This is a genomic window from Pseudotabrizicola sp., from assembly GCF_030656345.1.
In the GTDB taxonomy this organism is placed as follows: Bacteria; Pseudomonadota; Alphaproteobacteria; order Rhodobacterales; family Rhodobacteraceae; genus Pseudotabrizicola.
The window spans coordinates 74615-93021 of record NZ_JAUSNR010000046.1 but is presented as its reverse complement, the minus strand read 5'-3'; the positions used below and the strand labels follow the sequence as shown (position 1 = coordinate 93021).

Below are 18407 nucleotides of genomic sequence, written 5' to 3'. Positions count from 1 at the left end.
AGGCCGAGGTGATCCTGCCGGTCCGGCGCGAAACATTCGACGGCAACGCCCATGTCTTTGACCGGATCGATATCGCCCGCATGCAGCTGTTGTGCGATCTGGCCGATGGTCTTGATTTGGACGAAGATGCGCTTGGCGTCGTCATGTCGTTGATTGACCAGCTGCATATGGTCAGGCGCGACCTGCGAGCCATGGCACTTGCCGTAGAAGCTGAGCCACCCGATGTGCGGACCCGGATCGGTGCTGCATTCCGAAATTCTCAGAGATGAATCCGCTTCGCAGAGTACCAGTATCGTCGATACACTGCGCTTGCCAAGGCTCAGGCTGCTGGCCATCGGGGACTGAACCGGTAGTCGCGCAAAATATGACCAGCTTTGTAAAAGTACGTCGTCAAGACACCGAAGCCGCCCATCCAGCGTGAGGGGACAAAGCAAGCCGCGCTGATTGCGATGTTGCGCGCACCCACTGGCGCGACGATGGAAGAAATCGTTGCGGTGACGGGGTGGCAAGGCGCACAGCACCTGCGGTGCTATGTCTGAGGCGCTGGGCAAGAAGCTGGGGCAGGTCGTGATCTCGATGCAGGGGAGGCGGGGGCTACCGGATCGATCAGTTAGCGCCCTTGCTTGGCTTGATGCTCGTCAGCTCACCAGACGATAATGAACCTCGGTCGGTGTACATGCGGCACCGTTGATCGGGATCATGTCCTGCGGGCAAGTGGACATCACAACGATGCAATCGAGGACCGCCCGCAGTGTCACGTGATCCCCGGGTTTGCAAAGCGGCTCGCCCCACGTGATCTTGCCGTCCGGGCCGACCGGAATATTCATCCACAGGTTCAGCGGGGCAGGGCAATCAGCTGCCCGCAGACCCAGTTGCGCCAAAGCGGCCGTGAGGTTGTCGGTGCAATTGTCATGGTATTGCGTGCAGCCCAGTGCGGCGTAGCGGTGAACATCGCAGGCCGCGATGACCGTATCATGGCGGCCGGGTGAGGTATCCTCTTCCAGGATCAGGATGGGACGCCGCCGGTTTGTCGTCAGCCCGTCACCCTTTGCGGGGAAAATCCCCTGAAGCGTGGCGTGCAGATGCTCCATCGACATGAATTCCGATAGGTCATCGGCATTGAAGCACCAGGTATCGACAACCTGCTGACCATGCGTGTTGATGATCTGGATCGCCTCGCCCTTGGCCAACCGTACTGCCCGACCACGCCGAGCAGGGACAACGTGGAGGTCTGTCACCATGGTCTGCTTCCTTTGTTGCCGCGCAGGTCGTGCACCTGACCTGCAGTTGAAAATATCATAGGTGGTCCTGGTGGGGTCAAGGCAGATAAATCTGGCGTGCATCTGGCAGGCTTCTGGACTTGGACTGCCAGGCGCTTCGCGCAAACGATGCTGTCTTAGATGGCACGCCAAATGCCCGAGAGCCTTGGCTTCCTGCAGGGTGATGGAGTGGATGCCTCTCTCCCTGACGGCATCGCAATGTGCCAAGCTTGAGATGTTGGAGTTCAAGCGAATGGAAGGAGGCATCATCGGGGTAGATCTGGCAAAGAACGTGTTCCTGCTGCTCGGTTGTCTTGGGCTCGACAAAGCGCATGGTCGGGCGCAGCGCCGCCTCGACAATCGCCTCAGCATCAGCACTGTCGTTCTTGTGCCGCTTGACAAAAGCCTTGACGGGCCGCGCCGTCCTGTTTCGCACGCGTACCCAGTTCATTCACCAGCGTACCGAGGCCGTGAATGCGCTGCGCGCTTATCTTTATGAGTTTGGGCACATCGCTCCGCTCGGCGTGCATCAGGTCAAGCGGCTCGCCGAGATCGTGGACGCGGAGGACGGCAGGCTGCCCAAAACGGTTCGCTTGTGTTGCCGTGAAATCTTGGCGCAGATCGTGCAACTAGGCGAACGGCTGCGGTGTCTGGACAGTGAAATTGCGCGGCTTCCTCGGCAATCTCGGCTGTGGCCGCCGCCTGACCGCCACGTCAAAAAATGCCCGCAACACCTTCCAGCATCACCTTCCAGCAGCGCCTTCTTCTACTGATGGATCATCGTCGGATGGACCTCGTAAGCGGTCGCAAGTTCCGAAACCGTGCGCTCGCCCTTCAGCGCCTCCAACGCAACACGCGCCTTTAAAGCCGCGTCATGGTTGCTGCGTTTTGGCATGTTACAGGGTGCACCATGTTCAGGCCGATATGTACATGTACATGGTGCCGGTCACCGGACCGAGATCACCATTTGATGCGACGCGGCGTCGAAATCGATCAACATAACCCGTGCGGCGGGAAACATCACTGTCAGGGTGACGCGGAGCGGCGGCCCGGGTTGCGACAGCAGGTGGGTCGCCATCAGCACCCCGCTGGCCCCGCCGCCAACGATCAGGACAGGGTGGCCGGGACAAAGCAGGGGCGGGACAGGGAGCTTTTGACAGCCACCGCGCTGCCAGTCATGGCAGGGAGACGGCGCAGAGCCGAGGAAACGCCCGTCGCGCGCTGGACGATGATCGGCCTTGCCGTGATTGGCCTCGCCATCCTTGTGGGCGCGCCCCTGATCGCGGTCTTTGCCGAAGCCCTCAAGCAGGGCGTTCAAACGGCCATCGCCTCCCTCGGCAACCGCGACGCGCTGGAAGCGATCAAGCTCACGCTGATCATCGCCGCGATCTCGGTTCCCCTGAACGCCGCATTCGGCATCGCGGCGGCATGGTTCATCACCAAGTTCGACTTCCGCGGCAAGGCCTTCCTGATCACCCTGATCGACCTGCCGTTCTCGGTCTCGCCGGTCGTCGCGGGCCTGTGCATCGTGCTGATGTTCGGCACCAACTCTCTGCTCGGCGGCTGGCTGGTGGGCAACGGCTACCCCATCGTCTTTGCCCTGCCGGGCATCGTGCTGGCCACGATGTTCGTGACCTTCCCCTTTGTCGCGCGGGAGTTGATCCCGGTGATGATCGAACAGGGCCGCGCCGAGGAAGAGGCGGCGCTGACGCTGGGCGCGTCGGGCTGGCGCATGTTCTGGACGGTGACGCTGCCCAATATCCGCTGGGCGCTGCTCTACGGGGTGCTGCTCTGCAACGCCCGCGCGATGGGCGAGTTCGGCGCGGTGGCCGTGGTGTCGGGCAAGATCCGGGGCCAGACCGCCACCATGCCGATCACCATCGAGATGTTTTACAACGAATATCTCTCGGTTGCGGCCTTCTCCCTCGCCGCCGTGCTGACGCTGCTCGCCCTTGTCACCCTGCTTCTGAAAACCGCTCTGGAACTCCGCCATGCCGATCAACTCGCCGCAACGCACCGCCATTAGGAGAGCCCCCATGCATATCGACATCGACGAAATCTCCAAATCCTTCGGCACCACCGCGGCGCTGCACCCGGTGTCGCTGTCCTTGCCATCGGGCGCGCTGGTGGCGCTGCTGGGTCCATCCGGCTCGGGCAAGACCACGCTTCTGCGCATCCTCGGAGGGCTGGAGTTCCCCACCTCGGGTCGGGTGCTGTTTGACGGGGCTGATGCCACCGGCCTGACGGTGCAGGAACGCCGCGCGGGCTTTGTGTTCCAAAGCTACGCCCTGTTCCGGCACATGACGGTGTTTGACAACATCGCCTACGGCCTGAACGCCCGGCCCCGGGCCAGCCGCCCCACCAAGGCCGAGATCGCCCGCCGCGTGACGAAACTGCTGGAGCTGATCCAGCTGCCCGACATCGGCGCGCGTTACCCGTCCCAACTCTCCGGCGGTCAGCGCCAGCGCGTAGCCCTCGCGCGCGCACTCGCGATCGAGCCGCGCATGCTGCTGCTCGACGAACCCTTCGGCGCGCTCGATGCCAAGGTCCGCCGCGAACTGCGTCAGGGCTTGCGCGACATCCACGACACCACCGGCCTCACCACCATCTTCGTCACCCATGATCAGGATGAAGCCATGGAACTCGCCGATCTGGTGGTCGTCATGTCCATGGGCCGCATCGAACAGATCGGCAAACCGCAGGACATCCGCGCAAGGCCGGCGACGCCCTTCGTCAAAGAGTTCATTACTGCATGAGGGAAGGGGGCGCTTGCCCATCCGGGTCTTGCGGCTGGGGCTGCCGGCCGAACAGCAACCGGCCGGGTTTTGGGAGGCTTCTTCAAATGTGGTGCTGTTCTTCGATCTGGCACTGTTTTCGGACAACGTTTTGCGGGCGCTCCCGACAAGCGGAGGACTTGCCGTTTCTGGACACCGCGTTACCTCCAAACGCAATGTTATTTGCCTGAGGTGACAGGTCAGATTGCCTATCAGCTTTGACCTACGCCGGGACCAAACGGACATCCTCCAGCCTAAAACCAAGATGCACAGTGTCGCCTTGCCGGAAGGGCAGCGGCTGCGGTGCGCCGATGGCAAAGATTGATCCGGCTGGGGTAGAGAGGGTGTATTGCACTGAATTTCCGAGCCATGCGGCATAGGTTATTTCGGCTGGCAGACGGTCTGCAGCCGGGTCGCGGTCAAGGCGGATGTGATGCGGCCGCACCACCAGTTTGGCCTGACCCTTGGCGGTGCTGGTCAGGGGCAGCGTCAACCGGCGGTCCAGCAGCGCAATCTCGGTCGGTTCGCCAGCTTGAGTGATCTCGACGTCGATCAGGTTCGCATCACCGATGAAATCGGCGATGAAGGCGTTGGCCGGGCGGTCATACAGATCGAACGGCGTGCCTTCCTGCGCGATCTCGGCGTTTTTCATCACGATGATCCGGTCCGACACCGCCATCGCCTCTTCCTGATCATGGGTCACATACACCGCCGTCAGGCCAAGGCGTTGCTGGATCTGGCGGATTTCTTCGCGCACATGGCGGCGCAGCTTGGCATCAAGGTTCGACAGCGGTTCATCGAGCAGCAGCACCTCGGGTTCCAGCACGATGGCGCGGGCCACCGCCACGCGCTGCTGCTGGCCCCCCGACAGTTCCGATGGCAGCCGCGCGCCAAAGCCCTTCAGGCCCACGGTTTCCAGCCCGGCCTCGGCGCGGCTCCGCACCTCCGCTTTCGACATGCCCTTGACCGACAAGCCGTAGCCCACGTTTTCCAGCACGGTCATATGCGGGAACAGGGCGTAGGACTGGAACACCATAGACACCTTGCGATAGGTGGCCGACAGATGCGTCACATCCTCGCCCCCGATCAGGATGCGCCCCTCGGTGGCACTTTCCAGCCCCGCGATCAGCCGCAGCGTCGTGGTCTTGCCGCAACCCGATGGCCCAAGCAGGGTGACCAGCGTGCCGGGGGTGATGTCCAGCGAGAGCGGCTTCAGGGCCACCACATCGCCGAATTTTTTCGTGACATTCTCGAACCGGACAGAGCCTTTCATGGCATCCTCCTTCAATGGGCTTCGATGCGATCGGTCCGGCGCAGTTTGCGCCGCCCGATGATCAGTTGCAGGGCAAGGATGGCGGCCAGCATGGTCACGATCAGCACGGTGGCATAGGCGATGGCGATGCCAAATTCGCCGTTCTCCACCCGTCCGACGATAAAGCTGGTGGCCATGTTGTAGCGCGCCGACACAAGGAAAATGACGGCAGAGACCGAGGTGATGGCCCGCACGAAACTGTAGGTCAGCGCCGCCAGAATCGCAGGCCCCATCAACGGCAGGATCACCCGGCGCAGGGTGGTGGCCGAATTGGCCCCCAGCGTGATCGACGCCTCATCCAGCGATTTGTCCAGCTGGCTCATCGCTGCGATGCCGCCGCGCACGCCCACCGGCATGTTGCGGAACACAAAGACGATGATCAGGATCAGCCCGGTCGCGGTCAGTTCAATCGGCGGAAAGTTGAAGGCCATGACATAGGCCACCCCGATCACCGTGCCGGGAATGGCAAAGGACAGCATGGTGGAAAACTCGAACGCATCCTTGCCGGTGAACTTCTGGCGCACCAGCAGATAGGCGGTGGCAAGGCCCACGGCGGCGGTCAGGGGGGCGGCGATGGCGGCGATGGTCAGCGTGGTGAAATAGCTGCTCCAGGCCGCCCCCGTAAAGTGGATGCCGTTGCGATAGACGATGCCGAAGGCGCGGGTGTAATGCTCGAAGGTCAGGGTGTGGTCATAGCCCCACAGCTTGACGAAACTGCCAAAGAAGATCAGCCCGTACAGCACCAGCGTAAACGCGGCCCAGGGTAGCGCCACGGCATAGCAGGTCCAGCGCAACCCGTCATTCAGCGCGGCATTGCGGCCAGAGTCACCCTTGCCGGTCACGGTGGCATAGTTCTTGCGACCCAGCCATTTGCGCTGCGCCAGAAACGCGCCCAGCGTCAGCGACAGCAGGATCAGCGACAGGATCGCCGCCTTGGCCGGGTCGGCCACGGTGCCAACGATGGCAAAGTAGATCTCGGTCGACAGCACGTTGAAATTGCCGCCCAGCACCAGCGGGTTGCCGAAATCGGCCAGACTTTCGATGAAGCCCAAAAGGAACGCATTGGCCAGACCGGGGCGCATCAGGGGCAGGCTGATGAAGCGGAAGGTTTGCCAGCGGTCGGCATCCAGCGTCTGGCTGGCCTCTTCCATGCTGGGGCTGACTCCTTCGACCACGCCGATCAGCACCAGAAAGGCGATGGGGGTGAACGACAGCATCTGCGCCAGCCAGACCCCCCAGAAGCTGTAGAGCCAGCGGGTTTTCTCCCAGCCGAAGGCATACGCGAAGAATTCGGTGATGGTGCCCGCGCGACCGAACAGCAGGATCAGCACCAGCCCGATCACGAAGGGCGGGGTGATGATCGGCAGGATGGTCAGCACGCGCAGCAGCTTTTTGGCGCGAAAATTGGTGCGGGTGAAGATCAGCGCAAAGGCCAGACCCATCAGCGTGGTGCCGGTTGCGGTGGCCAGCGCCAGCATCAGCGAATTGAGCGCAGCCCCACAATAGCCCCTGCCGGTCAGGCAGGCTGGCGACCAGATTTCCGCCGCCAGAAAGCGGGGCAGGAATTCTGACAGGCCAAGCCCCGCGCCGCCACGCAGCTCGAACGCGCGCAGCAGGATAAAGCTCATGGGGTAGAACACAAAGATGCCGACCAGCGCGACAATCGCCCCGATCATCCCGGTGATGAAGGCATCGCCCCGGCCACGCCCCAGACCGGATACGCCGGTGGTCAGCAGGAACAGCAGTGAGGCCGCAACCACAAGCGCCCCTGCGCCCATGCCGGGCTGCGTGGCCCCCTCAAACAGCCCCAGCCTTGTGCCGTTGCCAAGGATGATCAACCCCTGCGCCGCCATCAGCGCCAGCCCCAGTGCACCGCCGATGACCAGCCCGCGCGCCATGGCCAGCTGATCGCGTGCCAGTGCCAGCGCGGCCCCCGCCACGGCAAATCCCAGCAGCGGCAGCCACAGCCAGCCGCGCCCGCCCGCAGACCACAACAGCGCGGGTTGCGCCTCGCCACCCATCGCTGAAAGCCAGCCAAAGGACCAGAAGCCCCCCGCCACCATATACCAGGGCAGCAGGGCATAGCCCGCCAGCCCGATCAGAAGCCATAGCCCCGCCGTGCGTCGCATATCGTCAATCCCCCGGAAACTCTGCCGTGAAAAGCATGGCCCGCCCGTTTGAAGGGGCGGGCCGGTCAGGCCTTATTCCTCGAAATTGCCGCCCTTGGATTTCACTTCGGCTTCCCAGCGCGCCAACAGCCGCTCACGCGTTTCAGACGAGCCATAGGTAGCGAAATCATAGTCGATCAGCTTCACCGCAGCCATGTCGGGGGCCTCCGGATCGGTCGAGGCTTCGGGGTTCGACGGGATGTTGAACACGCCGACCTCCAGCCCCGCCGATTGCGCATCGGCGCTGATCACGTATTCGACCCACTGCTTGGCTGCTTCCAGGTTCGGCGTGCCGTTGATCACGGACACCGCCCCGACTTCATAGCCGGTGCCTTCGCAGGGCGAGACGATTTCAACCGGGAAGCCCTGCTTTTTCAGGTTCACCATGTCATGCATGAAGCCGACCGCGATGGTGGTCTCACCCCGCGCGGCCATCTTGCCGGGGGCGGAACCGGATTTGGTGTTCTGGTTCACGTTGGCCCCGATTTCGGCCAGCATCTTGAACGCCTCATCCTCGCCGAACAGCTGCACCAGGGTGGCAAGCTGGGTATAGGCGGTGCCCGAGGATTGCGGGTTCGACACCGTCACCTCACCCTTGTATTCGGGCTTGGCCAGATCTTTCCAGCAGGCCGGGGCGGGCAGCCCCTTTTCGGCCAGCACATCGGTATTATAGAGCATGCCCAGCAGACCGACATGCACGCCAACGGCCTTGCCGCCTGACATTTCGGTCATGTTCTGCGACCAGCCCAGCTGGCCCGACACATCCACCCCGCTGGCCACGGTCAGATCCTCATTGGCCGCAATCAGATGCGGATCGCCGGTGCCGCCCCACCAGACATCAATCTTCGGATTGCCCGCTTCGGCGCGGATCTGCGCCAGCACTTCACCGGTCGATTTGCGCACCATCGCCACATCGACGCCGGTGTCGATCTTGAAATTCTGTGCCATCAGATCGCACCATGCCTGCTCGTTCGAGCAGACCACATTCAGGCTTTGGGCTTGCGCCGCGCCTGCGGCCATGGCCGCGCCCAGTGCCAGAGCACTGATCATGCAAACTTTCATCTTTATCCTCCCAGATATCCCGCCTCTCCTCAGCGGTATCCGGCCAGACTGGCACGACATCTGCCCACAAGGGGAGGGGGGGCAGGGTTAACAGACTGACCCTGGGGCAGTCTTTTGATGAACAGTGTTACAAAACCCCGGCAAACGCGGAACATTGCTAACCTGAATGGGATTGCGCCGCCCCGCGCTTTGACCATCATGGCCGCAGGGAGGACAGGGCAATGGAACAGGCTTCCATGCCGCACGGGGACATGCCGGATGGCGTGTGTCCGGTCGTGGCCATCATAGATGATGACGCCGATCTGCGCCGCACGGTGGCCGACCTGCTGGCCGGCAACGGGTTCACCCCGCTGCCGCTGCCCGACGGCGCGTCGTTTCTGGCGCTTGGGCCCCGCCCCGGCGTGGACCTTGCGCTGATTGATCTGCGCCTGCGCGGCGAAAACGGCCTGACCCTTGCCATCCGCATTCGTGAGACGATGGGCATTCCCATTGTGATGCTGACCGGGCGCGGCGATGAGATGGACAAGATCATCGGGCTGGAAACCGGCGCCGACGACTACATGATGAAGCCGTTCAACCCGCGCGAACTGATCGCCCGGCTGCGCGCGGTTCTGCGCCGGGCCGGGCATCCGGGCGTGCTGCCGCCCGACCGCAGCAGCAGTGCTATGCTGGCCTTTGGCCGTCTGCGGCTGGACCAGACCCGGCGCGAGCTGCTGGATGCTGCGGGGGCCGAGATTGCGCTGACCAATGCCGAATACCGGCTGCTGGAGTATTTTCTGCGCCATCCGGGCCGCATCATCCCGCGCACCGAACTGCTGACCGAGTTGGGCAATGACCTGTCGCAATATATGGACCGCACCATCGACGTGCTGATCCTGCGCCTGCGCCGCAAGATCGAAGCGGTGCCGTCCAAACCCGTGCATCTGCAGACGCGGCGGGGGCAGGGCTATATCTTTGTCACTGGTGCGGCGGCATGAGGCGGTTTTCGGTCCGCAGCCGGTTGCTGGTGGCGCTGGCGCTGCTGGCGGTGGCGGTGCTGACCGTGGGGGTCATCGCCTGGGGTGCGCTGACGCGTGGCAATGACCGGATGGACCGGATGCTGGCCGAAACCCTGACAGGGGTGGATCAGGCGCTGACCCTGTCGCGGCAGGCGGCGGATCTGGCAACCCTCGCGCCCTATCTGCTGACACTGGAAAGCCCGTTCCGCATCGCACAGGAAGGGCAGGCGGCCACCGCGCTGGTAGACGGGCTGCTGGCCGGTTTGCCCCCGGATGAGCCGTTGCGCGCGTCGCTGGCGGGCACGCGGGAGGCGATTGCCAATCTGGTGCGCGACACATCCCTTCGCGCAGGCCTGCGCGACCGCACTCTGCGGCTGAACGCCGAACTTGCCGCCTCTGAACGCCGTTATGCCGCGCAATCGGCCCGCGCCACCGCCCCCTTGCAGGAACGGCAGGACTGGCTGGTGCTGCAACGCACCGCAGCGGCCCTTCTGGGGGCGGGGCGGGCAGAAAATCTGATCGGCGTGGGGGAATTCCAGCGCGAATACACCCGCCTGACCAAGCGCCTGACCGGGCAGCGTCCGGCGGCTGAGGCGGCAGAGCTGAGCCGTCTGGAAACCATCGCCGAAGGTCCGCAGGGGCTGTTCGAGCTGCGCCGGTTTGAACTCGCGCGCCAGATCGGGGCCGAGGCGGCGCTGGTCCGCATCCGGCGCGGGGCCGCTGCCGTCACCGCCCATGCCGCCGCTGCCACAACGCTGGCGCAGGCGGCCATCACGGCCGAGCGCGCCAGCACTACCACGGCCATCGCGCTGGCCAAATCCACCCTGCTGCTGGTGGTGCTGGCCAGTGCGGCGCTGGCGCTGGCGGCGGCGCTGTATGTCTCGGGCTATGTGACTGCCAATCTGCGGGCGATTTCGGATGCGATGATCCGGCTTGCCGCAGGCGACCGCCAGACCCGGTTGCCGCGCGGCGAAGGGCAGGGCGATGAGATTGGCAAGCTGTTCCACGCCTTCCGCACCTTCCGCGCCAATGCCCTGCGGCTTGACAGGTCGCACCGCCAGATGGCGCAGCGCACAGCACTTTATGAAAACATGATGGCCGGGATCAGCGATGGCGTGGCGATCCTGTCGGATCAGGGCCAGATCGTGACGCAGAACGCAAGGCTTGCGTCGGTGCTGCGCGTCGATCCTGCCCGCCTGACCGGCCGGCCCCGTCTGACCGAGGTGATCGCCGGGGCAGGCTGGCAGGAGGGCGAGCATGCCGGGGTGGGCGTGCTGTCGCTGGGGGCGGCGCACCATGCCGAGCTGCGCGAAAGCCCGCTGCCAAAGGGTGGGTCGGTGGTGCTGATTTCCGATGCGACCGAACGGCGGCAGCTGGAAGATCGCCTGCGCCAGATCCAGCGGATCGAGGCACTGGGCAAAGTCTCGGGCGAGGTGGCGCATGATTTCGGCAATATCCTGTCCACCATCTCGGGCAGCCTGCATCTGATGGATACGGCCCCGCCGGAACGGCAGGCGATGCTGCGCCAGACCATCGCCTCGGCGGTTGATCTGGGCGGCGCGCTGATCGGGCGGCTCTTGGCCTTTGCCCGGCGTCAGCATCTGGAACCGGAACTGCTGGATCTGCCTGCGCTGGTCGATGGCATTGTCGATCTGGTCAGCCTTGCCCTGCCGGACCGGGTGGATCTGGTGGTCAACATCGCCCCGGTGCCCCTGCCGGTGCGGGTCGATCCGGGGCAACTGGAAAGCGCGATCCTGAACCTGTGCCTGAATGCCGGTCAGGCCATTGCAGATGTGGGACGGGTGACGGTGACCGTGTCGCAGGACCGCGATCAGGCAGTGATTGAGGTGGCCGATACCGGCACCGGGATGCCGCCGCACATTCTGGCCCATGCGATGGAGCCGTTCTTTACCGCCCGCGCCGACGGCACCGGCACCGGGCTTGGCCTTGCCATGGTTTACGGCTTTATCCGGCAGTCGGGCGGCGATATCAACATCACCTCTGCCCCCGGTCAGGGCACCACGGTGCGCCTGACCCTGCCGCTGTGCCTGCGCCAACCGGCCCCGCTGCCCGCGCTGGGCACCGTTCTGTTGGTCGAGGATGATGCGACGGACCGCAAGGCCGCCGTCGGCCTGCTGGTCCCGCTGGCGGAAACCCTGCTGCTGGCGGAAGATTTGGCGCAGGCGCTGACGCATATGTCGACCCCGCTGGCGCTGATCGTCACCGATCTGTCGCTTGGCGGGCGCGTTGACGGCTGGCGTCTGGCCGAAACGGCGCTGACGCGCTGGCCGGAGGCCCGGGCCATTGTGGTTTCTGGCCACCTGCCGCAGGTTGACCCGCTGTCGTCCCGCTTTGTCGGGCGGCTCGCCACGCTTCCCAAGCCGCTGACCGCCGATGCGCTGTCGGATGTGCTGACCATCCTGTTCAGAAAGACCGAAGATGCCAAAGCCGCCCACCGATGAATCAGCCAGCCCAAGCGCACCCGCCGCCCTTCTTTTCGATTGCGACGGCACGCTGCTGCTGACCGCTGATCTGCATTATACCGGCATGGCCAAGGCGCTCCAGCTGCAAGGCCTTCAGATGCCGCGCGACTGGTATATGACCCTGACCGGACTTGACCGAGCCCGCCTGTTTGAACGGTTCATGGTTGATTTCGCGGTCGTGGCAGATTTGCCGCGCCTTGTGGCCGACAGCATTGCGCTGACTGTCACACTGGCCGGTCAGGCGCGGGAAAACCCGTTGGTCGCCAGGCTGGCGCGTGGGGCCGTCGGCGTCTTGCCGACTGCAGTTGTGACCAACAGCGAAGCCGCTATTGCACGGGCCTTTTTGCGGCAGACCGGGCTGCACGATCTGTTTGACTGTATTATCACAGTGGACGACGTTCCCCGACCAAAGCCCGCACCTGACATTTATATGGCCGCAGCGCTGCGCCTTGGTGTCAGTGCAGAGCTTTGCCTTGTCCTTGAAGACAGCGATCAGGGGATCGAGTCTGCGAGGACTGCCGGAATGCAATGGATTGACGTGCGTTCACCGGGTTGGCCCAGCAAGTGCCAAGAATTGCTCAGGGTGCTTCAGGTTGATTTTTCGGACGCTGGCACGGTTTAGTTCGTTCGGCTTCCTTCGTCGCAGCCAGAGTGGTGAAATGCCGATTGAGTTCGTCACGGCAGCGCCACGACCAAGCACGCCCTCAGAGCAGCAATAATGAGGGTCGGCCCGCCATCGGTCCGAGGGTCGGCCCGAATGATCGCAAGCTTCGCTCGCGCAACTGAGCCGGGAGTTGGGCATCAATCCCAAGACCGTGGCAAAGTGGCGCGAGTGCGCGACGGTCGAGGATATGAAGACTGGTCCTTCGGAGCCACGATCCACCGTGCTGACCGAGGCGGAGGAGGCGATGGTCGTGGCATTCCGTCGCCATACGCTGCTGCCATTGGACGATTGCCTTTACGCCCTGCAGCCGACCATCCCCCGCCTGACTCGATCTGCGCTGCACCGCTGCGGAACGAGCCATCCGCCTGAAGAAAGGGCGCACGGCTGCCCGCCTTCATGCCGATCAAGGTTGCCCCCAGCAGCGTTCCAACGTGAATGCCATTTTGGCCCAACGCATACTCGTCGCGATGGAACAGCTGTCCCGTTTGCGGCTCCAGATCATCAATTGCGTAAGTGACCCGTGATCCGCCCGCTGCGGTCGCGGCACCGATCTTGTCGTCTTCCCGAACAGTCGCATAAAGCAGCTTTTGGCTGAGCAATCGTGTCAGCATTTCAAAGGCGCCGGTTCCAACCTTGTCGGCGCGCAGAATGTGCTCTGCCAATGCGCGCCTGTCCGCTTTGGTCAGAACACAGTGTACTGACAAATCGCACAAGGCTGCATAGCCTTCCTTCTGAAACGGAACTGGCTCTTCGATCCGTTTATGTTGTCCTGAATTGATCATGTTTCCCCCTCGGACGACATCTCGGTCGCCCTTAAAACTCAGATGATTGGATGAGGTGGATTGACCCGGGGCAGCAGCGCAGGTGTTCCGCGTTCAAACTGCCCCGGGCTCGGGGCAGTTCTGACGCAAAACCCGATACAGGATGAACACGTTCGCCATCCAACGACCCTGAGCATCCTGTCTGAAAGAATGAACGTGCATCCGCCCGGCAGGCTGAAGCCTGCGCGTCACGGACAACAGGTGACGCATTTCCGGTCGCAAAGGGGCCATTTTATGCGGCTCTTCTGAATTCGGCATAGGACGTGTCCTGCTTTTCAGGTTCTGGAGCGACCGGCTGCATCTGCAACTCTCGCGGATCGAACCCATCGACGACCCGTTCAATTTCGCCTCGTGGAATGCCGATGTCGCGGAGGATATGGTCGTCCAAAGCTGCCAGAGCCGCGATCATCTTTCGGCGTTGCCAATTCTGAACAGCGCTGTGCCACCACCGCAGGAGCAGGTTAAGCTTTTTAACCTCGACGGGGCGCTGCGCCGTCCGCTCGGGCGTTCTTTGTTTGATGTAGGTAGACATGTGTTTCTCCAAATCTGAAACCACTAAACATGTCTCTCACTGCCGGGCGCTTGGGCGCGTCAGGCCATGGCCCAAGGGTTCGCGCGGCATCAATGCCGCGTGTCGCTCTGCCAAGTTGAGAGATGCTATTGCGGAAGGTCCCCGTGGCGTCTTCGAGCAAAACTGCTCAAGCCGCCCGGGGCTATCGGCGGTTCAGTAGAATTCCCGCGGACCGCAGGAACCTCATATGGAAGCTGAACATTGTCATGCTCTACACATGGCCCTTTGCGTCGGCGCTTTCAATCTGGCGGTTAGACAAAGCGGCCACGGATCGGCGCAAAAACGCCGATAGAACAAACTTTCTGACATATGTGGAGCGCGAGGGTATTCCACGGGACGCGCCTTCCTGCAGGACATGGAAGCATGTGTGGGTCAGCGCGATGCATAAAGCAGAAGTTCAGAATTTTCCGTCCTTCATCCAGTTGGTATCCAATGCTGTCAGGCACCCCACACGTCGTGGAGGAGCTTGATCCAGTTCTCGCCCATGACCCGCTCAATGCGCCCTTCGGTCCAGCCCCGGCGAAGCATTGCGGCGGTCAAGGCACCCGTATGGCCAATAGTATCGAGACCTTCGGGATTGCGGATCGTGCCGAACTGCGTCAGGCGACGGGCATAGCCTTTGTCATGGGTGATCCAGTCAAAGAACGGCTGCTGATGCCCTTGGGTGAAATCGGTGCCATAGCCGACGCGTTCCTCGCCGCAAAGGTTGATTACATATTCCATCGCCTCGACGTAATCGTCGACGGTGGAATCGATGCCACGGGCCAGGAACGGCGTGAACATGGTGACGCCCACAAAGCCGCCATGGTCGATGATAAAGCGCAGCTCTTCATCGGTCTTGTTGCGGGGGTGTGCTTTCAGCCCGGCTGGCAGGCAGTGCGAGTAGGCGACAGGTTGTTTGGACGCCAGAATGACGTCGCGGCTGCTGACCGGGCCGACATGTGACAGGTCGCACAGGATGCCCAGACGGTTCATCTCGTCCACCACCTCACGCCCGAAATCGGACAGCCCGCCGTCTTTGGATTCGTAGCAGCCGGTGGAGACAAGGTTCTGGGTGTTATAGGCAAGCTGGATGATGCCAACGCCCAGATCCTTGAACAGGGACAGATAGCCGATCTGATCCTCCATCCCTGACACATTTTGCCAGCCAAGGATGATCCCGGCCTTGCCTTCGGCCTTGGCGCGACGGATGTCGGCGGTGGTTCTTACCTGAAGGATCAGATCGGAATGGTCGCGGAACCATGCTTTCCATTGCATGATATTGCGCATGGTGGCGGTAAAATCCTCCCATATGCAGCAGGTGCAGTTGGCGGCGGTGATCCCGCCTTTCTGCATGTCGCGGAACACATCAGGGCCAAAATCCGAGACGATTAGGCCGTCGATGACGGTCAGCCGGGCATGCAGGGAGTCGGCCCCCGAAAGAGTCTGTCGGTTCATCATTCTTATCCCGAAAATTCAGTGTTTGCTTACGATCACACCGGCCGAGGGCGACCAGTGCAGCCAGACCGGCGTGGTATTTGACAACAGGGCGGGGCCACCCAGGCCGGGTGCGATGGCCCGGGCGGTCAGCATCGGCCCGGCATCGGTGCGGACCTGATATTCGACCGCCGCGCCGTGATAGGTCATGATCTCGACCCGCCCCGTCAGATGGTTTGCATCTTCGGGCGGCGCTTCGGGAGAAATCATGATCACCTCGGGGCGCAGAGCGAGCAAGGTTTCACCCGCAACCGGCGACTGCCCGGCCATGCGGAACACCGGGCCTGCGTCCATGGCAAAGCTGCGATGGTCCGCAGACAACTTCCCCGCCAGCAGATTGGGAATGCCAAGGAAGCTGGCCGCAAAGGCCGACCGGGGCTGGCCGTAGACCTGATCAGGCGGTCCCACCTGTTCGACAAAGCCACTGTTCATCAGCACCATCCGGTCGGCCGTGCTCATCGCTTCGTCCTGATCGTGGGTCACGAAAACCGTGGTCAGGCCCAGCGTTTGCTGCAGCTGCCGGATCTCGATCTTCATTTCCTGCCGGAGCGAGGCGTCGAGGTTTGACAGGGGTTCGTCCAGCAGCAAAACATCTGGTTCGATCACCAGCGCACGGGCAAGTGCCACGCGCTGTTGCTGGCCGCCCGACAGCTGCTTGGGGAAGCGGTCTGCATATTGCGCCAGCCGCACCCGTGCCAGTGACTCGCGCACCTTGCGGGCGGTGTCGGTTTTGTTCAGGCCGCGCATTTCCAGACCAAAGGCGACGTTCTGGGCCACGGTCATATGCGGAAACAGCGCATAGTTCTGAAACACAAAGCCCATATTGCGCCGGTTCGGTGGCAGGCCGGTGATATCGCGCCCGCCCACCGTGATGCGCCCGCTTGTGGTGTCGACGAAACCACCGATCATCCGCAGTGTCGTGGTTTTGCCGCAACCCGACGGGCCTAGCAGCGCAACCAGTTCGCCATCGGCGATGCGCAGCGACATATGGGCCACGGCGACCGAGGTGCCGTAATGCTTGACAACATCCTCAAGAACGACTTCCGACATGGGTTTTCCTTTCAGAAGGCACGGCTGAGTTTTGCGTAGCGGTCGGTGATGAGCAAAAGCACCGTGATAAGGGCGATCTGTACCGTTGCCACCGCACCGATGGTGGAGTCGAAGTTCCATTCCAGATAGTTGATCAGTGCGATCTGCAGGGTCGTGCTGTCTGGTCCGACCAGAAAAATGGATTTTTCCAGATCGATGAACGAATTGATAAAGGCAAACAGCGACCCGGCGATCACCCCCGGCTTGATGACGGGCAGGGTGATGCGCCAGAACACGATCAGCGGACCGGCACCCAGACTGCGCGCCGCCTCTTCAACAAACGGATTGACGCTGATCAGTGAGGTGGTGACAAGACGGATCATCCAAGGCAGGGCGATCAGGCTGTGCGCGATGATCAGGCCAAGGCTGGAGCCTGCAATCCGCATGCCGGTCAGGAACTCGACCTCAAGAAAAAAGACGAACAGCGCGCTGCCGCCGACGATCCCCGGCACCACCATTGGTGACATCAGGATGGTGTTGATGCCTTCGCGCCCCTTGAACCGGCCCCGGACCAGCGCGAAACTGGCGGGCAGGCCCAGTGCTGCGGCCACCACGGTGGCAATCAGGCTGGTCTGCAGGCTGAGAAAGAAGCCGTTGCGAAAATCCGACATGCCCCAGGCCCTGCGATACCAGTCGAGGGTGTAACCTTCGGGGGGGAACGACAGGATGCGGTTGGAGAAAAAGCTCATCCAGACGATGAAGACCAGTGGCAGGACGATGAAACCGATCACCAGGATGCTGACGATGGTATAGCCCAGCCGGATGGTGCCTGCCTGACCTGTCTGCATCATTCGCTCCACTTCCGGTATCTGCGCTGCACAAGGACCGAGACGGCGACGGTCAGTGTCAGGGTCACTGTCATCAGGATGAAGGCCAGTGCCGAGCCGAAGGGCCAATTCATCACCTTGGCAATCTGCTGATAGACGGTGGGGGCCATCATGTGGAACGTCGGGCCGCCGATCAGAACCGGGGTGGCATAGGCGTTCATCGACAGGATGAAGCACAGCACCGATCCGGCCAGAATACCCGGCAGGGCCAGTGGCAGCACGATGCGGGTCATGACGGTCAGGTGACTGGCGCCCAGACTTTGCCCGGCATCTTCAAGGGTCTGGTCGATCGATTCAAACACACTGTTCAGGGTGATGATCATGAACGGCAGCAGCACAGAGACCAGCCCGATCACAACGCCGGCGGATGAATACATCAGCCCCAGCGGACCGGAATGCCCGAACAACCCGAGGAACGCGGCCAGCACGCCCTTGTCATTCAGAATGAGCATCCAGGCCGAGGTGCGGACGGCATTGCCGATCAGCAAGGGCACCAGAATGACGATCAGCAGCATCCGCTTGGCAAAAGGGGCCACATGGCGGGCCAGAAAATAAGCGACCGGCACGCCTGCACCCAGACAGATCAGGGTCGACAGTGCCGATATCCAGACGGTGCGCCACAGCACCTCCTGATAGAAGGAATCCGAAAAGAACTTCACATAATTCTCGGCCGTGACGGCGCTGATCATCAGTTCCGCCGGATCATAGCGGTTCAGGCTGTTGCGCAGCATCAGGGCGAGCGGGGCAAGCAGACCGATCACCACCACGATCACGCCGGGCGCGGCCAGCATCGGGGCCGTCAGCCCGCCAGCTGCCCGTTTCGGGGCGTCTGGCGGGGGTGTGCTGGTTATGGTTTCGGTCATACTCACGCGCTCTCTCCGGGCCGGGGCTGATCAGGTCGGG

At 62.6% G+C, this 18407-nt stretch carries 19 protein-coding genes and 2 pseudogenes; 8 read left to right on the top strand and 13 right to left on the bottom strand.

Annotated features, from left to right (window positions below; genetic code table 11):
* The coding region (locus tag Q7J44_RS21105; protein WP_304883085.1) for a hypothetical protein at positions 1-335 on the bottom strand (335 nt) is incomplete at its 3' end.
* Positions 336-449: 114 nt separating this feature from the next.
* Here Q7J44_RS21105 and Q7J44_RS21100 point away from each other — a divergent pair.
* Positions 450-539, top strand: a complete 90-nt coding sequence (locus Q7J44_RS21100) for a hypothetical protein (protein WP_304883084.1) — start codon at positions 450-452, stop codon at positions 537-539.
* Between the two features lie 99 nt (positions 540-638).
* Here Q7J44_RS21100 and Q7J44_RS21095 read toward each other — a convergent pair whose 3' ends face one another.
* Together Q7J44_RS21095 and Q7J44_RS21090 are read right to left on the bottom strand one after the other, a co-directional pair.
* Positions 639-1241, bottom strand: a complete 603-nt coding sequence (locus Q7J44_RS21095) for an urea carboxylase-associated family protein (protein WP_304883083.1) — start codon at positions 1239-1241, stop codon at positions 639-641.
* Positions 1242-1554: 313 nt separating this feature from the next.
* A pseudogene (locus Q7J44_RS21090) lies at positions 1555-1671 on the bottom strand (IS110 family transposase); the annotation flags it as partial.
* Positions 1672-1729: 58 nt separating this feature from the next.
* Here Q7J44_RS21090 and Q7J44_RS21085 point away from each other — a divergent pair.
* Entirely contained in the window at positions 1730-2032 is a 303-nt protein-coding gene (locus Q7J44_RS21085; protein ID WP_304883082.1) for a hypothetical protein, read from the top strand.
* Here the strand turns inward: Q7J44_RS21085 and Q7J44_RS21080 are convergent.
* Together Q7J44_RS21080 and Q7J44_RS21075 are read right to left on the bottom strand one after the other, a co-directional pair.
* On the bottom strand, positions 2026-2154 hold the full coding sequence (locus Q7J44_RS21080; protein WP_304883088.1) for a hypothetical protein: 129 nt from the start codon (positions 2152-2154) through the stop codon (positions 2026-2028). The two genes, Q7J44_RS21085 and Q7J44_RS21080, sit on opposite strands and share 7 nt — an antisense overlap.
* A 51-nt stretch (positions 2155-2205) precedes the next feature.
* A complete protein-coding gene (locus Q7J44_RS21075; protein WP_304883081.1) occupies positions 2206-2337 on the bottom strand; it encodes a hypothetical protein in 132 nt (43 codons plus the stop codon).
* Between the two features lie 150 nt (positions 2338-2487).
* On the opposite strand from Q7J44_RS21075, the gene cysW reads away from it, so the two are divergent.
* Both cysW and Q7J44_RS21065 read left to right on the top strand, forming a co-directional pair.
* Entirely contained in the window at positions 2488-3285 is a 798-nt protein-coding gene (cysW, locus tag Q7J44_RS21070; RefSeq protein ID WP_370693052.1) for a sulfate ABC transporter permease subunit CysW, read from the top strand.
* A gap of 10 nt (positions 3286-3295) precedes the next feature.
* The gene (locus tag Q7J44_RS21065) at positions 3296-4015 is read left to right on the top strand and encodes a sulfate/molybdate ABC transporter ATP-binding protein (protein ID WP_304883079.1); all 720 of its coding nucleotides are present in this window, start codon (positions 3296-3298) and stop codon (positions 4013-4015) included.
* A gap of 241 nt (positions 4016-4256) precedes the next feature.
* Here Q7J44_RS21065 and Q7J44_RS21060 read toward each other — a convergent pair whose 3' ends face one another.
* From Q7J44_RS21060 to Q7J44_RS21050, 3 genes are all read right to left on the bottom strand, one after another.
* Positions 4257-5306: an ABC transporter ATP-binding protein gene (locus tag Q7J44_RS21060; protein WP_304883078.1), complete on the bottom strand. Its 1050-nt coding sequence runs from the start codon at positions 5304-5306 to the stop codon at positions 4257-4259.
* An 11-nt stretch (positions 5307-5317) separates the two neighbouring features.
* The gene (locus Q7J44_RS21055) at positions 5318-7474 is read right to left on the bottom strand and encodes an iron ABC transporter permease (protein ID WP_304883077.1); all 2157 of its coding nucleotides are present in this window, start codon (positions 7472-7474) and stop codon (positions 5318-5320) included.
* A gap of 72 nt (positions 7475-7546) precedes the next feature.
* Positions 7547-8563 (bottom strand): ABC transporter substrate-binding protein, encoded by a 1017-nt coding sequence (locus Q7J44_RS21050; protein WP_304883076.1) that lies wholly within the window; start codon positions 8561-8563, stop codon positions 7547-7549.
* A 233-nt stretch (positions 8564-8796) separates the two neighbouring features.
* On the opposite strand from Q7J44_RS21050, the gene Q7J44_RS21045 reads away from it, so the two are divergent.
* The 4 genes and pseudogenes from Q7J44_RS21045 to Q7J44_RS21030 form a co-directional block, all read left to right on the top strand.
* Entirely contained in the window at positions 8797-9552 is a 756-nt protein-coding gene (locus tag Q7J44_RS21045) for a winged helix-turn-helix domain-containing protein (protein ID WP_304883075.1), read from the top strand.
* Positions 9549-12035: an ATP-binding protein gene (locus tag Q7J44_RS21040; protein ID WP_304883074.1), complete on the top strand. Its 2487-nt coding sequence runs from the start codon at positions 9549-9551 to the stop codon at positions 12033-12035. The genes Q7J44_RS21045 and Q7J44_RS21040 overlap by 4 nt, the downstream gene beginning before the upstream one ends.
* A complete protein-coding gene (locus Q7J44_RS21035) occupies positions 12013-12678 on the top strand; it encodes an HAD family phosphatase (RefSeq protein ID WP_304883073.1) in 666 nt (221 codons plus the stop codon). The genes Q7J44_RS21040 and Q7J44_RS21035 overlap by 23 nt, the downstream gene beginning before the upstream one ends.
* 96 nt (positions 12679-12774) lie before the next feature.
* A pseudogene (locus Q7J44_RS21030) lies at positions 12775-13081 on the top strand (IS481 family transposase); the annotation flags it as partial.
* A gap of 692 nt (positions 13082-13773) precedes the next feature.
* On the opposite strand, the gene Q7J44_RS21025 reads toward Q7J44_RS21030, so the two are convergent.
* The 5 genes from Q7J44_RS21025 to Q7J44_RS21005 all read right to left on the bottom strand — a co-directional run bounded on the left by Q7J44_RS21025 (position 13774) and on the right by Q7J44_RS21005 (position 18367).
* Positions 13774-14073 carry a DUF1127 domain-containing protein gene (locus Q7J44_RS21025; RefSeq protein ID WP_304883072.1) on the bottom strand — a complete coding sequence of 100 codons (300 nt, stop codon included), beginning with the start codon at positions 14071-14073 and terminating at the stop codon, positions 13774-13776.
* 477 nt (positions 14074-14550) lie between these two features.
* On the bottom strand, positions 14551-15549 hold the full coding sequence (locus Q7J44_RS21020; protein WP_304883071.1) for a dipeptidase: 999 nt from the start codon (positions 15547-15549) through the stop codon (positions 14551-14553).
* Positions 15550-15567: 18 nt separating this feature from the next.
* Positions 15568-16638, bottom strand: coding sequence for an ABC transporter ATP-binding protein (locus tag Q7J44_RS21015; RefSeq protein WP_304883070.1), 1071 nt, complete (start codon positions 16636-16638; stop codon positions 15568-15570).
* An 11-nt stretch (positions 16639-16649) separates the two neighbouring features.
* Positions 16650-17465, bottom strand: a complete 816-nt coding sequence (locus Q7J44_RS21010) for an ABC transporter permease (protein WP_304883069.1) — start codon at positions 17463-17465, stop codon at positions 16650-16652.
* Complete coding sequence (locus tag Q7J44_RS21005) at positions 17465-18367, bottom strand: ABC transporter permease (RefSeq protein ID WP_304883068.1); 903 nt, start codon at positions 18365-18367, stop codon at positions 17465-17467. Before Q7J44_RS21005 ends, Q7J44_RS21010 begins: the two co-directional genes overlap by 1 nt.
* Positions 18368-18407 lie beyond the last annotated feature (40 nt).

Coding starts and splice junctions, on each gene's coding strand:
- Q7J44_RS21075 (WP_304883081.1), bottom strand. CDS start 2,337: ATGGCGACCCACCTGCTGTCGCAACCCGGGCCGCCGCTCCGCGTCACC.
- Q7J44_RS21095 (WP_304883083.1), bottom strand. CDS start 1,241: ATGGTGACAGACCTCCACGTTGTCCCTGCTCGGCGTGGTCGGGCAGTA.
- Q7J44_RS21060 (WP_304883078.1), bottom strand. CDS start 5,306: ATGAAAGGCTCTGTCCGGTTCGAGAATGTCACGAAAAAATTCGGCGAT.
- Q7J44_RS21025 (WP_304883072.1), bottom strand. CDS start 14,073: ATGTCTACCTACATCAAACAAAGAACGCCCGAGCGGACGGCGCAGCGC.
- Q7J44_RS21050 (WP_304883076.1), bottom strand. CDS start 8,563: ATGATCAGTGCTCTGGCACTGGGCGCGGCCATGGCCGCAGGCGCGGCG.
- Q7J44_RS21040 (WP_304883074.1), top strand. CDS start 9,549: ATGAGGCGGTTTTCGGTCCGCAGCCGGTTGCTGGTGGCGCTGGCGCTG.
- Q7J44_RS21055 (WP_304883077.1), bottom strand. CDS start 7,474: ATGCGACGCACGGCGGGGCTATGGCTTCTGATCGGGCTGGCGGGCTAT.
- Q7J44_RS21005 (WP_304883068.1), bottom strand. CDS start 18,367: ATGACCGAAACCATAACCAGCACACCCCCGCCAGACGCCCCGAAACGG.
- Q7J44_RS21035 (WP_304883073.1), top strand. CDS start 12,013: ATGCCAAAGCCGCCCACCGATGAATCAGCCAGCCCAAGCGCACCCGCC.
- Q7J44_RS21080 (WP_304883088.1), bottom strand. CDS start 2,154: ATGCCAAAACGCAGCAACCATGACGCGGCTTTAAAGGCGCGTGTTGCG.
- Q7J44_RS21065 (WP_304883079.1), top strand. CDS start 3,296: ATGCATATCGACATCGACGAAATCTCCAAATCCTTCGGCACCACCGCG.
- Q7J44_RS21045 (WP_304883075.1), top strand. CDS start 8,797: ATGGAACAGGCTTCCATGCCGCACGGGGACATGCCGGATGGCGTGTGT.
- Q7J44_RS21010 (WP_304883069.1), bottom strand. CDS start 17,465: ATGCAGACAGGTCAGGCAGGCACCATCCGGCTGGGCTATACCATCGTC.
- Q7J44_RS21100 (WP_304883084.1), top strand. CDS start 450: ATGTTGCGCGCACCCACTGGCGCGACGATGGAAGAAATCGTTGCGGTG.
- Q7J44_RS21015 (WP_304883070.1), bottom strand. CDS start 16,638: ATGTCGGAAGTCGTTCTTGAGGATGTTGTCAAGCATTACGGCACCTCG.
- cysW (WP_370693052.1), top strand. CDS start 2,488: ATGATCGGCCTTGCCGTGATTGGCCTCGCCATCCTTGTGGGCGCGCCC.
- Q7J44_RS21020 (WP_304883071.1), bottom strand. CDS start 15,549: ATGAACCGACAGACTCTTTCGGGGGCCGACTCCCTGCATGCCCGGCTG.